Origin of the sequence: Microbacterium hydrocarbonoxydans (assembly GCF_900105205.1) — a bacterium.
Classification (GTDB): Bacteria; Actinomycetota; Actinomycetes; order Actinomycetales; family Microbacteriaceae; genus Microbacterium; species Microbacterium hydrocarbonoxydans.
Window position 1 is genome coordinate 1,737,837 of sequence record NZ_FNSQ01000005.1, and the last position, 15,995, is coordinate 1,753,831.

General features: G+C 68.8%; 13 protein-coding genes and 1 tRNA gene. 6 read left to right on the forward strand and 8 right to left on the reverse strand.

Translation table 11 applies throughout. From position 1 onward, the window contains the following. The first annotated feature begins 51 nt into the window (after nucleotides 1-51). The 5 genes from dusB (at nucleotide 52) to BLW44_RS08680 (ending at nucleotide 5,441) form a co-directional block, all read left to right on the forward strand. On the forward strand, nucleotides 52-1,206 hold the full coding sequence (dusB, locus tag BLW44_RS08660) for a tRNA dihydrouridine synthase DusB (RefSeq protein ID WP_060926126.1): 1,155 nt from the start codon (nucleotides 52-54) through the stop codon (nucleotides 1,204-1,206). Continuing rightward, nucleotides 1,196-2,590: a deoxyguanosinetriphosphate triphosphohydrolase gene (locus BLW44_RS08665; RefSeq protein ID WP_060926125.1), complete on the forward strand. Its 1,395-nt coding sequence runs from the start codon at nucleotides 1,196-1,198 to the stop codon at nucleotides 2,588-2,590. Before dusB ends, BLW44_RS08665 begins: the two co-directional genes overlap by 11 nt. Next, nucleotides 2,590-4,458, forward strand: a complete 1,869-nt coding sequence (dnaG, locus tag BLW44_RS08670) for a DNA primase (protein ID WP_060926124.1) — start codon at nucleotides 2,590-2,592, stop codon at nucleotides 4,456-4,458. Before BLW44_RS08665 ends, dnaG begins: the two co-directional genes overlap by 1 nt. A gap of 36 nt (nucleotides 4,459-4,494) precedes the next feature. Beyond that, on the forward strand, nucleotides 4,495-5,268 hold the full coding sequence (locus BLW44_RS08675; RefSeq protein WP_060926123.1) for an ATP-binding cassette domain-containing protein: 774 nt from the start codon (nucleotides 4,495-4,497) through the stop codon (nucleotides 5,266-5,268). A gap of 97 nt (nucleotides 5,269-5,365) precedes the next feature. Next, nucleotides 5,366-5,441 (forward strand) — tRNA-Asn (locus tag BLW44_RS08680). 112 nt (nucleotides 5,442-5,553) lie between these two features. On the opposite strand, the gene BLW44_RS08685 is transcribed toward BLW44_RS08680, so the two are convergent. Together BLW44_RS08685 and def are read right to left on the reverse strand one after the other, a co-directional pair. Further along, entirely contained in the window at nucleotides 5,554-6,069 is a 516-nt protein-coding gene (locus BLW44_RS08685; protein ID WP_060926122.1) for a septum formation family protein, read from the reverse strand. Nucleotides 6,070-6,184: 115 nt separating this feature from the next. Beyond that, a complete protein-coding gene (def, locus tag BLW44_RS08690) occupies nucleotides 6,185-6,751 on the reverse strand; it encodes a peptide deformylase (protein ID WP_074731718.1) in 567 nt (188 codons plus the stop codon). A 61-nt stretch (nucleotides 6,752-6,812) separates the two neighbouring features. Between def and BLW44_RS08695 the strand changes: the two genes are divergently transcribed. Continuing rightward, a complete protein-coding gene (locus BLW44_RS08695) occupies nucleotides 6,813-7,796 on the forward strand; it encodes a DMT family transporter (protein ID WP_060926120.1) in 984 nt (327 codons plus the stop codon). Nucleotides 7,797-7,805: 9 nt separating this feature from the next. On the opposite strand, the gene pgl is transcribed toward BLW44_RS08695, so the two are convergent. From pgl to tkt, 6 genes are read right to left on the reverse strand one after another with little or no spacing between them, the layout of a single operon-like run. Continuing rightward, entirely contained in the window at nucleotides 7,806-8,591 is a 786-nt protein-coding gene (pgl, locus tag BLW44_RS08700; RefSeq protein WP_167347451.1) for a 6-phosphogluconolactonase, read from the reverse strand. Then, nucleotides 8,591-9,526: a glucose-6-phosphate dehydrogenase assembly protein OpcA gene (locus BLW44_RS08705; protein ID WP_060926118.1), complete on the reverse strand. Its 936-nt coding sequence runs from the start codon at nucleotides 9,524-9,526 to the stop codon at nucleotides 8,591-8,593. The genes pgl and BLW44_RS08705 overlap by 1 nt, the downstream gene beginning before the upstream one ends. Beyond that, complete coding sequence (gene zwf / locus BLW44_RS08710; protein ID WP_060926117.1) at nucleotides 9,523-11,073, reverse strand: glucose-6-phosphate dehydrogenase; 1,551 nt, start codon at nucleotides 11,071-11,073, stop codon at nucleotides 9,523-9,525. Before zwf ends, BLW44_RS08705 begins: the two co-directional genes overlap by 4 nt. A gap of 22 nt (nucleotides 11,074-11,095) precedes the next feature. Continuing rightward, entirely contained in the window at nucleotides 11,096-12,703 is a 1,608-nt protein-coding gene (locus BLW44_RS08715; protein ID WP_060926116.1) for a glucose-6-phosphate isomerase, read from the reverse strand. Then, a complete protein-coding gene (gene tal / locus BLW44_RS08720) occupies nucleotides 12,700-13,812 on the reverse strand; it encodes a transaldolase (RefSeq protein WP_060926115.1) in 1,113 nt (370 codons plus the stop codon). The genes BLW44_RS08715 and tal overlap by 4 nt, the downstream gene beginning before the upstream one ends. Beyond that, complete coding sequence (gene tkt / locus BLW44_RS08725; RefSeq protein WP_060926174.1) at nucleotides 13,809-15,905, reverse strand: transketolase; 2,097 nt, start codon at nucleotides 15,903-15,905, stop codon at nucleotides 13,809-13,811. Before tkt ends, tal begins: the two co-directional genes overlap by 4 nt. Nucleotides 15,906-15,995: the final 90 nt, after the last annotated feature.

Consider the following 15,995-nt stretch of genomic DNA (forward strand, 5'->3'; position numbering starts at 1 on the left):
CTTAGGTCGATGCGCCGAGACCGGCTCCGTGTCTGGGAGAATGGAGGGGACATGACTCTCGCCACCGCCTCTGCACGCTCCCTCACCATCGGCCCGATCGCTCTCGACGTGCCGGTCGTCCTCGCACCCATGGCGGGCATCACCAACACCGCATTCCGCAGGCTTTGCCGCGAGTACGGCGCAGGACTCTACGTGAGCGAGATGATCACCTCTCGCGCGCTGGTCGAGCGCAACGAGACGACGATGCGGCTCATCCGCCACCACGAGTCGGAGACGCCTCGGTCCATCCAGCTCTACGGCGTCGACCCGTACACGATCTCCGAGGCCGTCCGCATCATCGTCGCCGAGGACCACGCCGATCACATCGACCTGAACTTCGGCTGCCCGGTGCCCAAGGTCACCCGCAAGGGCGGGGGAGCGGCCCTGCCGTGGAAGAGCTCGCTGTTCTCGCAGATCGTGACGCAGGCCGTCAAGGCCGCAGGCGACGTGCCGCTCACCGTGAAGATGCGCAAGGGCATCGACCCCGATCACCTCACATTCCTCGACGCGGGTCGCGCTGCCGAGGACGCCGGGGTCTCGGCGATCGCGCTGCACGCCCGCACGGCGAGCGAGTTCTACTCGGGCTTCGCCGACTGGGACGCCATCGGCGAGCTCAAGCAGGCGGTCACGAGCGTGCCCGTGCTCGGGAACGGCGACATCTGGTCCGCCGACGACGCCGTCCGCATGATGCAGCAGACCGACTGCGACGGCGTCGTGGTCGGGCGAGGCTGCCTCGGCCGTCCCTGGCTGTTCGGCGAGCTCGCCGCGGCGTTCGGTGCGGAAGCGCACCCTGTCGATGCGACGCTCGGTTTCGTCGCGAACGCCTTCCGCCGCCACGCAGAGCTCCTGGTCGAGTTCTTCGAGGACGAGGATCGCGGATGCCGCGACGTCCGCAAGCACGTCGCCTGGTACTTCAAGGGCTACCCCGTCGGCGGTGACATCCGCACGGGCCTCGCCACGGCATCCAGCCTCGCGGAGATCGACGACCTGCTCGGCCAGCTCGACCACAGCGCTCCGTACCCCGGTGCGGACGCCGAGGGCCAGCGCGGTCGCTCTGGCCGTCCGAAGCGTCCGGCGCTGCCGGACAAGTGGCTGGAGTCGCGCGAGCTCGCGGCGTCGGCATCCGAGATGATGCGAGGGGCGGAGATCGAGAACAGTGGCGGTTGATCCCCAGGTGCACTCGGCGCGCGGGCGCTCGGACGGATACCACCCGCGCGACGCCGAACGATTCTTCGCCGAGACCCATCGATCCGAACGCGACGACTTCGCTCGTGACCGCGCGCGCGTCCTCCACTCCGCCGCGCTGCGACGGCTGGCCGCCAAGACGCAGGTGCTCAGCCCGGCGAGCACGGCCGACTTCGCCCGCAACCGACTGACGCACTCGCTCGAGGTCGCTCAGGTCGGACGCGAGCTCGCCACGGCGCTCGGCGTCTCGGCCGACGTGGTCGACACAGCCTGCCTCAGCCACGACCTCGGCCACCCGCCGTTCGGGCACAACGGCGAGCGGGCGCTCAACGAGTGGGCGGAGCCCATCGGCGGGTTCGAGGGCAACGCGCAGTCGCTGCGCATTCTGACGCGTCTCGAAGCCAAGGCGATCGACGACGACGGGCAGTCGGTCGGGCTCAACCTGACCAGGGCGAGCCTGGACGCGACCTGCAAGTACCCCTGGACCGTCGACAGCCCGGTGCCCGATCCGGGAGGCCGCCTGAAGTTCGGCGTCTACCCGGAGGACGAGGCCGTGTTCCGGTGGATGCGTGAGGGAGCACCGGGCCGACTGCGGTGCATCGAGGCCGAGATCATGGACCTCTCCGACGACATCGGCTACTCCGTGCACGACTTCGAGGACGCGATCGTCAACGGCTACGTCGACGTCGCAGGACTCTCGGATCCCCGCGAGCACGACGCTCTCATCGACCGCATCCAGCAGTGGGTCGGCTACGACTTCACCCGTGACGAGCTGGCCGACGCGCTGTACCGGCTCGCCTCGCAGCCGATGTGGCTGCAGTCGTTCGATCGCTCCCGGCACGACCTCGCACGGCTCAAGAACCTGACGAGCGACTTCATCGGTCGCTTCGCCCGCGCGGCGGTGTCGGCGACGCGCGAGGCGTATGCGGGGTCCGCCCTCGTCCGCTATAACGCGCACGTCGTCGTGCCGCGTGTGGTCGAAGCCGAGATCGCAGTGCTCAAGGGCATCATGGGCCAGGCCATCGTGACCATCGACGCGCGCAAGGGCGTCTACAAGGAGCAGCGGCGCGTCCTGAAGCGGCTCGCCGAGGCTCTCTGGTCCACCGATGCGCTGTGGTCGGCGGGTGCTGATGTGCTGGAGCCCGCGTTCTCGGCGGACTTCGTCGCGGCGACCACCGACGCCGAGCGCGCTCGCGTCATCGTCGACCAGATCGCCAGCCTGACCGATCAGAGCGCGATCGACTGGCACAACCGCCTCGTCGGTGAGATCGACCCGGCCGAGGTCGGGATCTGGACCCCACGGCACGCGCGGCCCGGTGCTCGCCAGCACACGCCGCGGCAGGCGGTCGTCGAAGGAGCCGGCTGATGCCTCGCATCCGCCAGGCCGACGTCGACGAGGTCAAGGCCCGCACGAACATCGCCGACATCGTCGGAGAGCGCGTCGCGCTCAAGTCCGCGGGAGTCGGGTCGCTCAAGGGCCTGTGCCCCTTCCACGACGAGAAGAGTCCGAGCTTCCACGTCCGGCCGCAGGTCGGCTACTACCACTGCTTCGGATGCGGGGAGTCCGGCGACGTCTACTCGTTCCTGCGTGAGATGGACCACGTCAGCTTCACCGAGGCGGTCGAGCGGCTCGCCGGCCGCATCGGCTACTCGCTGCACTACGAAGACGGCGGCTCCGCTCCTGAGACGAGCGGCCGCAGCCGTCTGTATGCGGCGAACACGGCGGCCGCGGAGTACTTCCGCGCACAGCTGCTGACGGCGGATGCCGAGGCAGGGCGGCGCTTCCTCGGCGAACGCGGCTTCGACGCCGGCGCCGCCGCTCACTTCGGGGTCGGCTTCGCTCCGCGCGGCTGGGACAAGATGCTCAAGGCTCTCACCGCGCAGGGCTTCACCCGCGACGAGCTGAGCGCTGCCGGTCTCGTCTCGACCGGTCAACGCGGAGTCTACGACCGGTTCCGCGGCCGGCTGGTGTGGCCGATCCGCGACGTGTCCGGCCAGACGATCGGCTTCGGCGCGCGCAAGCTCTTCGACGACGACCAGGGGCCGAAGTACCTGAACACCCCCGAGACGCCGATCTACAAGAAGGCGCAGGTGCTCTACGGACTCGACCTCGCCAAACGCGACATCTCGCGCGGCGACCCTCGTCGGGTCGTGGTGGTCGAGGGGTACACCGACGTGATGGCCTGCCACCTGGCGGGGCTCACGACCGCGATCGCCACGTGCGGCACGGCGTTCGGGACCGACCACATCAAGGTACTGCGCCGCGTCATGGGCGACGACAACGCCTCAGGCGAGGTCGTCTTCACGTTCGATGGCGATGAGGCCGGTCAGAAGGCCGCGCTGCGGGCGTTCACCGAGGACGACCGCTTCAATGCGCAGACCTTCGTGGCGGTCGCCCCTGACGGCCTCGACCCGTGCGACCTCCGGCTGCAGCGCGGCGATGCGGCGGTGCGTTCGCTCATGGAGACGAAGCAGCCGATGTTCGAGTTCGCCATCGACCGCCGACTCGGAGGCTTCGACCTGTCGACGGTCGAAGGACGCGTGGGGGCGTTGCGCGCCGCCGCGCCGATCGTGGCGGAGATCCGCGACAGACTGCTGCGGCCCGGCTACGAGCGGGTGCTCGCGCGGCGACTCGGCATGGATCCGACCGAGGTGCACGGCGAGGTCGAGCGTGCCGCCCGTCAGGGCGGTCAGCAGTCGCGCCAGGAGACGAGTCGGCACGAGTCCGCCGCGGCCGACACCGCCGGCGGCGTACCGGGGGTCGCTCCCGTGACGCTGGCGAGCCTGCCACGTACGGGCGATATGGCCGTCGAGCGCGACGCGCTGATGGGTGCCCTGCAGTACGGGCATCAGATCGATCAGACGTTGCTGACCCGGGCGCTCAGCGCTCCTTTCCGCACCCCGGGTCTGGATGCCGTGCGCGAGGCCGTGGCATCCGCATCCGATCGCACCAGGGCCGGGTGGGTCACGGATGCCGTGAACTCGGTCCGCGAGCCTTACCGCTCGCTCGCCGGCGAGCTGCTGATGACGCCCTTCCCGGCGCGCAACGAGGAGGGGGCGGTCGCCTCCACCACCGACCTCGCCCGCCGACTGATCCTGCGCAGCCTCGAGCACGAGAAGCAGGAGCTCCTGGGCGCGGTCCAGCGAGTGCCGGCCGACTCCGACGGCGGACGCGCACTCCGGATGCGTCTGCGCGACATCGATGTGGAGCGTCAGCGGTTCACCGAGTCGTAACGGCGGCAGCCGGACGCGGCAGGGCAGGATGGAGGAATGTTCTCCCGGCCCGAATCGACCAACGCGATCGACAGCTCCGACCTGGTCATCGACCGGATCGGGCACAGCGGACCGACCCGCGCCATCGACGGCGTGAGCTTCACCCTCGCGCCCGGTGGGCTGATCTGCGTCGCCGGTCCTACGGGGTCGGGCAAGTCCACGCTGGTCGCCGCCCTCGCAGGATCCACCGATCCGTCGGTGCGCGTGGTGGGCGGCACCGCACAGGTCTGCGGTGTCGACATCCGGCGGCCAGGACGCAAGCACCGCCTGCTGACCTATCGCACCGGCTTCGTCCCCCAGGGAGCGGGCGCCGATCTGCCGCCCCAGCTCACCGTGAACGAGGTCATCGCGGAGCCCATCCTCATCCGCGAGAAGCGGGTCAACACGAAGGCCCTCTCGATCAGGGTCGCGACCCTTCTCGACGAGCTGCACCTGCCGCTGGGCACGGCCGCCAAGTTCCCGTACGAGCTGAGCGCGGGGATGCGACAGCGGGTGGCGATCGCCCGGTCGTTCGTGCTCGAACCTCGCGTCCTCATCGCCGACGAGATCCTCGCCAACCTCGATCTCGAGGTCAGGCCCGTCGTCTTCGACGCCATCACCCGCCGCCGCAAGGAGCAGGGGATGGGGGCGCTGCTGGTGACGAACGACGCCGACTTCATCCGCGAGCTGAACGCCGAGACGCTCATGCTGCGGGGCGGCCATGTGGTGGCGCGCGGGGTCGGCAAGGACCTGCTCTGGGTGCCGAACGCAGAGGCCGATTCACAGCACTGAGCGCTCGTTCTGGCGACACGCCCGATGTGCGCCCCGTGTCACGAGCACGCGCGGGAGTTTGCTAGGATTGACGAGTTGCCCGCGCAGCGGAGCACATTCCTCGGTAGCTCAATTGGCAGAGCAGCCGGCTGTTAACCGGCAGGTTCTTGGTTCGAGTCCAAGCCGGGGAGCCAATACCCCCGGCCTTCTTCGGAAGGCCGGGGGTTTTCCCTTTTCGGCACTTTTCGCCCCGGATACGAAGAAGGCCCCGCCGGTCGGCGAGGCCTTCTTCGATGCAGACTCAGATCACTTGGCTGCGCCCTTGAGCGAGCCGGTCGTCTGGCCGGCCGGGTCGAAGATGATGCACTGGATGACGCGGTCGTTCAGACCTTCCCAGGTGTCCTTCGTGGGGGCGATCGTGGTGACGTTCAGCGTGGACGCGTCGTAGGCCACTCCGACGAACGAGGTGTACGCATCGCCGATGCACTCCTGCGACGCCGCGTCGACGTCTTCTTCGGAGAAGTCTCCATCGTCCATCGTGATCTCGTAGTACACCTCCTGGTCGTGCGCCTCGGCACACGGGACCACGTCGATGTCCTCGAGCAGGCCGGTCGCGCTCTCCATGATGCAGTCGCCGAGCTTGAGCGAGAAGATGTCGATGTTCGCGCTCTCCGTCACCTCGCCGGTCTCCTCATCGCGGTCGGCGTCTCCCGAGCCACCGCCCAGAATGCCGTTCAGCGCGCTACAACCGGTCAATGCGACCGACAGCGCCACAGCAGAACCTGCCAGCGCCAGTGCGCGTCGCGTGCGCAGCTTCATCATGATCGTCCCCTCCCAGAGCCTCTTGGTGCGAGATATCGATATCCCGCCTCGAGAACGCTATCCGTCGCGGAGTCTGTGACGCAACTCGGAGAACACTGTGATCGCGCTGGGAGTGTCAGCCCTCGAGGTCGTCGACCCCGGGCAGCCAGCTCGCACCGGGCTTGCCCCAGCCGCGCTTCTTCGCGATCTTCTGCACGGTCTTCCAGTCGCGGTCCGACAGCCGGTCGATGTAGAGGATGCCGTCGAGGTGGTCGAACTCGTGCTGCATGATCCGCGCGCGCCAGCCGTCGACCGCGATCTCGACGGGCTTCCCCTCGAGATCGATCCCGGCCACCCGGACGCGCTCCGAGCGGCGCAGCGGGAACCGCTCGCCCGGGAACGAGAGGCACCCCTCGGACTCGAGGTCGTCGTCGGGCTCGCCCGGCTCCAGCGGCACCATCCAGAGCTCGGGGTTGATGATCACGCCTCGCCACGGCTGGTCGTCGTCGTCGACATACGCGTAGGTGTAGATGCGCAGCGGGACACCGACCTGTGGTGCGGCGAGCCCCACCCCCGGCGCGGTGTCCATGGTCTCGAACATGTCGGAGACGAGGGTGCGGATGTCGTCGGAGATGTCCTCGACGAGGGAAGCGGGGGAGTGCAGGACGGGGTCGCCCATGATGCGAATAGGAAGAACAGCCACGCCATAACCCTACTCGGCGCGTATCGCCGGGTAGGGTCGTAGGGTGAGCATCTCCGTATGGATGACTGGGGCGGAAGACGTCACCGACCAGCTGGTAGGCGCGTTCCAGAACCCGGGACTGCTCCTCGGCATCCCCCTCGCCCTGGCCGGCGCCGTCTTCATGTCGCTCGGTGCGCAGTATCAGCACCGCGGCGTCGAGAAGATGGAGCGACTGAGCGGTGCAGACGGAGCGTCCGGACTCTCGATGGCACAGGTCAGAGGGCTGCTCACTCGCCCCTCGTGGCTGATCGGCACCCTGATGCTCGCGCTCGCGGTCGTCTGCCAGCTCGCCGCGCTCACTGTCGCGCCGCTGATCGTGGTCCAGCCTCTCGGCGCGATCGCCCTGGTCATGACGACTCTCCTCAATGCGCGCATCTCGGGACACTCCCCGACGAAGCAGTCGATCACGGCGATCGTCTGTTGCGTGGGCGGCATCTTCCTCTTCGTGTTCTTCGCGGCGATCTTCGCGACGGAGAAGGACGTGACCGATACCGAGCTCTTCACGATCCTCGCGGTCCTGCTGGTCGTGATCATCATCTTGGGCGCCTGCTGGCTGATCCTCCGCCACCGCATGCGTGCGCTGTTCTACGTCGTCGGGGCAGGCATCCTCTACGGCTTCGTCGCCACGCTCGCGAAGGTCGTCATCAAGCGCGTGCAGGCGGGCAACTTCGAGTGGATCACGATCGTCTGCGTCCTCGCCCTCGTCGCAGCGGCCGCGGTCGGGGCCTACTTCGTGCAGACGGCCTACAGCTCAGGTCCCCCCGACCTCGTGATCGCTGGACTGACGGTGGTGGATCCGCTGATCGCCGTGCTGATCGGCATGGTCGTGCTCGGCGAGGCCGCCGCTGCCCCGCCGTGGGTGCTCGTGATCTTCGGCATCGCCGGAGCGATCGCCGTCTGGGGCGTGATCGGTCTCGCGCGCTACCACCCGCAGGTGCTCAGCGACAGCCAGGACCTCGGCATCGTGCGGGGCAGCGACGGCGAGCGCAAGGCCCCCGAAGCCTGAGGCTCGCGGTCAGTACGCCGGATCGATGAGATCCGGTGAGACCTCCGAGGCAGCTGCCTCGTCGACGAAGAACACGGTGCGCTTGCGCCCCTTCGCGCCCGCAGCGGGGACGTTGGCGTAGCTCGCGCCCGCGAGGGCGAGTCCGAGCGCAGAAGCCTTGTCCGCACCGGTGAGCACGAGCCAGACCCGCTTGGACGCGTTGAGCACCGGACGCGTGAGCGTCACGCGCTCCGGAGGCGGTTTGGGGGAGTCCCGCACCGCGAGAGCTGCCGCATCCGTGACCGTGACCTCCGGGCGATCGGGGAAGAGCGAGGCGATGTGCCCGTCCGGGCCCACGCCGAGGAAGCACACGGCGAAGGACGGCCACGGATGCTCGTCGCTGCCGAACCGCGCGAGCTCTGCGGCGTACGCGGTGGCCGCCTCGTCGAGGGTCACCCCTTCGCCCGCCGCCGCCACCTCGTGGATGTTCTCATCCGGCACCGGGATGTGGTCGAGCAGCGCAGCACGGGACTGCAGGGCGTTGCGATCCGCATCGTCGCGGGCGACGAACCGCTCGTCACCCCACCAGAAGTGGACGAGCGACCAGTCGATGTCTGCCGAGCGCGGGTGCTCGCGCGTCGCACGCAGCACCGCGCCGCCCATCGAGCCGCCGGTCAGGGCGACATGGGCGATGCGGCCGTTGCGCGTACGCGCACGGAGGCGTGTGAGGAATCTGTCGGCCACTCGCAGTGCGAGCTTCTCGGGAGTGGCTTCGACCACGACCCGCTTCTCTGCGGACGCTGTCTGCGACGACATCATTCTCCTGTCTCGGGCGGACCCAGCTTCTCCCAGCCCTCGGTGATCACTCGACCGTACAGGACGTCGGGGTCGAGGCGACGCAGCTCCTCGGCGAGGCACTCGCGGAGGGTGCGGCGCGGGAGGTGCAGGTCGTGGTCGGGCTGATCCGGCTGGGTGAGGACGGCGACGCCGGGCGTCGGACGCTCGAGCAGGATGTCGCCCGACGCGCGGTGCAGGCGCACGGATTTGATGCCCTCCTGCCAGTGCTCGGGGTTCTCGTACGACCACTTCACCGGGATGTCGAGCGCCATCTGGAGCCAGGCCGCCAGGAGCGCGGTGGACGGCGAGGCGGAGCCGCCGCGCACCTCGACAGCGGTGACCTCTTCGAACGGAGGCTGATCGAGCACGGCGGCGAGCTGCTCGCGCCAGTGCGTGAGACGCGTCCAGGCGAGGTCCGTGTCGCCAGGAGCATGCGTCTCGCCGAGCCGTGCGAGGCGATCGCGCACGTCGGGTGCTGTGGCCGCATCCGTGATGCGACGCTGGGCGATCTTGCCCAGCGGGGAGTGAGCGGGTGAGGCGGGTGCCTCCTCCGGCCACCAGGCCACCACAGGAGCGTCGGGCAGCAGGAGGCCGGTGACCAGGCTCTCCTCGTTGCTCGCGGCATCGCCGTACGCCCGCAGGACGACGACCTCACTCGCGCCGGCGTCACCACCGACACGGATCTGCGCGTCGAGGCGGGCGTCTCCGTCGCCGGTGGTGAGCACGATGACACGCATCGGGTGCTCGCGGGAGGCATCGTTTGCGGCGTCGATCGCGGCTTCGGCCACACCGTTGCGGGCCGAGATGATGAGGGTGAGCACGCGACCGAGGGCCACGGCGCCACCCTCCTCGCGCACCTTGACGAGCTGCTTCGCGACCTGGCTGACGGTCGTGTCGGGAAGGTCGATGATCATGGGCGTCTCCAGACTCGTCCATCGCGGGCAAGGAGGTCGTCGGCGGAGGCCGGACCCCATGAGCCGGGTGCGTACTGATCGACCGGGCCGCCTTCGGCAGCCCAGTACTTCTCCACCGGGTCGAGGATCTTCCAGGACAGCTCGACCTCCTCGTGCCGCGGGAACAGCGGCGGGTCGCCCAGGAGGACGTCGAGGATCAGGCGCTCGTATGCCTCGGGGCTCGCCTCGGTGAAGGCGTGTCCGTAGCCGAAGTCCATCGTGACGTCGCGGACGTTGGTGCCGTTGCCAGGGACCTTCGAGCCGAAGCGGATCGTCACGCCCTCGTCGGGCTGCACGCGGATCACGAGTGCGTTCTGGCCGAGCTCCGCGGTGTTCGCGCGACCGAAGAGGTGCTCGGGGGCCTTCTTGAAGACCACGGCGACCTCGGTCACGCGACGGCCGAGCCGCTTTCCGGTACGGAGGTAGAACGGCACGCCCGACCAGCGACGGGTGTCGATCTCGAGCTTGATCGCCGCGTACGTCTCGGTCGAGGACTGCGGGTTCATGCCGTCCTCGTCGAGGAAGCCGGTGACCTGCTCCCCGCCCTGCCATCCGCCGGCGTACTGTCCGCGAGCGGTGGCGAGCGAGAGGTCCTCCGGCACGTGCACGGCGGCCAGCACCTTCTCCTTCTCGGCGCGCAGGTGCTCGGCGGAGAGGCTGATCGGCTCTTCCATCGCGGTCAGCGCCAGCAGCTGGAGGAGGTGGTTCTGGATGACGTCGCGCGCGGCGCCGACACCGTCGTAGTAGCCGGCGCGGCCGCCCACTCCGATGTCCTCGGCCATGGTGATCTGCACGTGATCGACGTAGTTGCGGTTCCAGATCGGCTCGTAGAGCTCGTTCGCGAAGCGCAGCGCCAGGATGTTCTGGACCGTCTCCTTGCCGAGGTAGTGGTCGATGCGGAAGATCGAGTCGGCCGAGAAGGCCACCTCGAGCGCGGCGTTCAGCTCCCTGGCCGACTCGAGGTCGTGACCGAACGGCTTCTCGATCACGACGCGGCGCCAGCGCTCGTCGTCATCGTCATCCGCGCCGACGAGACCGGAGTCCTTCAGCTGCTTGGCGACGAGCGGGAAGTCCTTCGGCGGGATCGAAAGGTAGAACGCGTGGTTGCCCATGGTGCCGCGTTCCACATCGAGCTGGTCCACCGTCTCGCGGAGCTTGCGGAACGAGTCGGGGTTGTCGAACTCACCCGAGACGAATCGGATGCCCTGCAGCAGCTGCGCCCACGTCTCCTCGCGGAAGGGCGTGCGAGCGTGCTGCTTCACCGCGTCGTAGACGACCTGGGCGAAGTCCTGGTCCTCCCAGTCGCGGCGGGCGAAGCCGACCAGGGCGAACCCAGGAGGCAGGAGCCCGCGGTTGGCGAGGTCGTAGACCGCGGGCATGAGCTTCTTGCGTGACAGGTCACCGGTCACTCCGAAGATCACGAGGGCACTGGGCCCCGCGATCCGGTTGAGACGACGGTCATCAGGGTCACGCAGCGGGTTGTGCCCGCGCGAGATGGGAACAGACATCGGTGGGGGATTCTCCTGGCTGTTACTTCTGTGCGGCTTCGAAGAGGGTGAGGACGTCGGCCGACGAATCGGTGATCGTCAGGGAGACGACCGGACGGCCGTGCTCGGCGAGGACACCGGCGTCGCCGGCGGCCTGGGCCTGGATCAGCTGTCCGAACGTGAACGGACGCTCAGGGATCTCGAGGTCGACCTCTGTGCTCTCCAGGATCTGCAGGAACACACCCTGCGCAGGACCGCCCTTGTGGTACTGACCCGTGGAGTGCAGGAAGCGGGGTCCCCAGCCGAAGGTCGTCGGACGACCGGAATCGGCGGCGACGAGCTCACGGAGGCCCTGGAGCTGCGGGACATCGAGACGGTTCACGTATGCCTGGATCGAGACGTAGCCGTCGGCGGGGAGCTGAGCCCAGAGAGCATCCAGCACGCCCTCGACCGTTCCCGAGACCGCGAGGGCCGGGTCTGAGACACGGACCTCGACGCCACTCTCCACGAACGCGGGAGCGGTCGGAGCCGGGCGGTCGTCGAGCAGGCCGCGTGCGGCGACCTTGGCCGATTCGACGTCGGGCTGGTCGAAGGGGTTGATCCCCAGCAGATGACCGGCGATCGCCGTCGCGTACTCCCAGACGATGAACTGCGCGCCCAGCGAACCGCTGACGAGGATCTCGCCCTCGTGACGTTCGCGCAGGTGGAACTCGTTGGCATCGTCGACCAGCCGCACGACCTGCAGGTCGTCGGGTCGCGAGTCGAGTTCGGGGGAGACGGGCAGCAGGACGACCGGGAGGATGCCGGTGCCTTCCTTGCCGGTGGACTCCGCGATCAGCTGCTCGATCCAGTCGGGCAGGCCGTTGATGTGAGTGCCGTCGGTGACCAGTCCGAGCTTGTCGCGCCGAGGGGCCGTGGCCGAGATCGCGGCGGCGAGACGCAGCGCGGGGTTGTCGGCCGAATCGATCGCGACCTCCAGCAGAGACGCCTCCGCCTCGTCGAGCAGCTCGTCGATGTCGACACCGGCGAGGCCGGACGGGACCAGGCCGAAGGCGGTGAGGGCGGAGTAGCGGCCGCCGACGTTCGGGTCCGCGGTGAAGACGCGGTATCCCGCCTCACGGGCCGACACGTCGAGCGGAGAACCGGGGTCGGTCACCACGACGATCCGCTCGACGGGGTCGATGCCCACGTCGCGGAAGGCCGCTTCGAACGTGCGCCGCTGCGAGTCGGTCTCCACCGTCGATCCGGACTTCGAGGAGACGACCAGCACGGTCTCCTGGAGGCCCTCGTCGAGCGCGGCGAGCACCTGGCCCGGTGCTGTCGAGTCGAGGATGGTGAGCGGCATACCGGCGGTCTGGGCGATGACCTCGGGCGCGAGGGACGAGCCGCCCATGCCGGCGAGCACGACGCGCGTGACGCCCTTCGCGACCAGATCCGAGCGCAGGGCCTCGATCTCGGCGACGAGCGGTCGGGAGATCGAGACGGCTTCGACCCAGCCGAGCCTGATCGATGCCTCGGACTCGGCGGCCGCGCCCCACAGACCGGCGTCGCCGCCGGTGATCCGAGAGGCGACGAGGTCGCGGACGAGAGCGGGGACCGTCTCGTCTATCGCGACCCGAGCCGCGCCAGAGGCGTGGATGGCGAATGTCATCGCTGCGCCTCGAGGCCCGCTGCCACCTGCGTCAGCAGATCGTGCCACGAGTCGATGAACTTGGCGACGCCCTCGTCCTCGAGCACCTGGGTGACGTCGGTGAAGTCGATGCCCAGATCGGCGAGGCCGGCGAACACCGCGCGGGCGTCCTCGTAGCCACCCGTGATGGTGTCTCCGGTGACGACGCCGTGGTCGAACGTCGCCTCGAGGGTCTTCTCGGGCATCGTGTTGACGACGTCCTTGGCGACGAGCTCCGTCACGTACAGGGTGTCAGGCAGTGCAGGGTCCTTGACGCCGGTGGACGCCCACAGCGGACGCTGTGCATTCGCGCCGAGCGCGATGAGGTCCTGCGCGCGCTTCTCGGCGAACTTCTGCTCGAAGAGCTCGTAGGCGAGACGCGCGTTGGCGAGTCCGGCCTTGCTCTTGAGCGCGTCTGCCTCGGGGGTGCCGATCGCGGAGAGGCGCTTGTCGGTCTCGGTGTCGACCCGCGACACGAAGAACGAGGCGACCGAGTGGATGCTCGACAGGTCGAAGTCGGCGCTGTGCGCCCGCTCGAGTCCGGTCAGGTAGGCGTCGATGACCTCGGCGTAGCGCTCCAGGCTGAAGATCAGCGTCACGTTGACGCTGATGCCCGACGCGATCGCCTCGGTGATGGCGGGAAGTCCGGCCTTGGTCGCCGGGATCTTCACGAGAAGGTTGGGGCGATCGACCTTGGCCCACAGCTGCTTGGCCTGAGCGACCGTGCCCTCGGTGTCGTGCGCGAGGTCGGGGGAGACCTCGATCGAGACGCGTCCGTCGACGTGACCGGATGCCTCCCAGACCGGACGGAAGACGTCGAGTGCTGCGGCGACGTCCTGCGTCGTCGCGGCGAAGACAGCCTCCTCGGCCGTGGCGCCGGAAGCGGCGAGCTCGGTGACCTGGGCGTCGTACGACGTGTTGTTCTTGTCGGTGATCGCGTTCGCGAAGATCGTCGGGTTCGTGGTGACGCCCACGACGTTGCGGGTCTCGATCAGCTCGGCCAGGTTGCCGGAGGAGATGCGGGTGCGCGACAGGTCGTCGAGCCAGATGCTGACACCGGCTGCTGCGAGGTCTGCGGTGGGGGTGCTCATGCGTTCTCCTTGATGGTCTCGCGTGCGGCCGCGATGACGGCCTCGGTGGTGATGCCGAACTTCTCGAACAGGGTCTTGTAGTCGGCGGAGGCGCCGAAGTGGTCGATGCCGACGGAACGGCCGCGGTCGCCCACGATGCCGCGCCAGCTGAGGACGGAGCCCGCCTCGACCGAGACGCGGGCGGTGACGGACTTGGGGAGCACCGACTCGCGGTACGCCTCGTCCTGCTCGTCGAACCATTCCAGCGAGGGAGCGGAGACGACGCGGACGTTGACACCCTCCTCGGCCAGGGCCGCGCGAGCGTCGACCGCCAGCTGGACCTCGGAGCCGGTGGCGATGATGATCACGTCGGGGGTGCCGTTCGGGGCCTCGGCGAGCACGTACGCGCCCTTCGAGACGCCGTCGGTGGACGCGAAGACGTCGCCGTCGGCTGCGCCCTCGCCGCGCTCGAACACCGGGATGTTCTGACGGGTCAGGGCGATGCCGGCGGGCCCTTCGTGGCGGCGGAGGATCTCGAGCCAGGCGGCCGAGGTCTCGTTGGCGTCTGCGGGGCGCACCAGGGTGAAGTTCGGGATCGCGCGGAGCGTGGCGATCTGCTCGACCGGCTGGTGGGTCGGGCCGTCTTCTCCGAGGGCGACGGAGTCGTGGGTCCAGACGAAGATGCTCGGCACGTTCATCAGAGCGGCCAGACGCACCGGCGGGCGCATGTAGTCGCTGAAGATGAGGAACGTGCCGCCGAACGCACGCGTCGGGCCGTGCAGCACGATGCCGTTGACGATCGCACCCATGGCGTGCTCGCGGATGCCGAAGTGCAGCACACGTCCGTAGGGGTCGCCCGACCACTCGTGGGTCGACCACTCGGCGGGGATGAAGGACTTCGAGTCCTTGATCGTGGTGAGGTTCGACTCGGCGAGGTCGGCCGAGCCGCCCCAGAGCTCGGGGAGCTCGGCGGCGAGGGCGTTGATGACCTGGCCGGAAGCCGCACGCGTCGAGACGTCCTTGCCGCCCTCGAAGACCGGGAGCGCGGAGGTGATGTCCGCCGGGAGCTCCTTCGCCTCGAGGCGGTCGAGCAGGGCCTTGCGCTCGGGGTTGGCCGCAGCCCACGCGTCGAACGAGGTCTGCCATGCGGCGCGGGTCTCGGCGGCGCGGTCGGCGAGTGCACGGGTGTGGGCGATCACGTCGTCGGCGATCGCGAAGTGCTCTTCGGGGTCGAAGCCGAGGACCTTCTTGGTCGCGGCGAGCTCGTCGCCACCGAGCGCCGAACCGTGGATCTTGCCGGAGTTCTGCTTGCCGGGCGACGGCCAGCCGATGATCGTCTTGAGGATGATGAGCGACGGCTTGGAGGTCTCGCCCTTCGCTGCCTCGATCGCGGCGTGCAGCTCGGCGACGTCTTCGACGTACTCGCCGGTCTTCTTCCAGTCGACGACCTGGACCTGCCAGCCGTAGGCCTCGTAGCGCTTCGCGACGTCTTCGGTGAAGGCGACGTTCGTGTCGTCTTCGATCGAGATCTGGTTGGAGTCGTAGATGGCGATGAGGTTGCCGAGCTCCTGGTGGCCCGCCAGCGAGGAGGCCTCGCTGGTGACGCCCTCCTGCAGGTCGCCGTCACCGGCGATCACGTAGACGAAGTGATCGAAGGGACTCGTGCCCGCCTCGGCCTCGGGGTCGAACAGGCCGCGCTCGTAGCGGGCGGCGTACGCGAAGCCGACAGCAGACGCGAGTCCCTGGCCGAGGGGGCCGGTGGTGATCTCGACACCCTTGGTGTGGCCGTACTCCGGGTGGCCAGGGGTCAGCGAGCCCCAGGTGCGGAGCGCCTTGAGGTCGTCGAGCTCGAGGCCGAAGCCGCCGAGGTAGAGCTGCACGTACTGGGTGAGGGAGGAGTGTCCGACCGAGAGGATGAAGCGGTCGCGACCGAGCCAGTCGGTGTCCGTCGGATCGTGGCGGAGAACCCGCTGGTAGAGGAGATACGCCGCAGGCGCCAGGCTCATCGCGGTACCGGGGTGGCCGTTGCCGACCTTCTCCACGGCATCCGCAGCCAGAAGGCGCGCGGTGTCCACCGCACGCCGGTCGATCTCATCCCACTGCAATTCCGACACTGTGAAGCCCTTCTGCAACTGTTCGAGAGCGCCCGGAGTGCATGATCGCAGTCCGCAACGGTACGGAGGGGTCTGTGCGCCGGGCGCGCG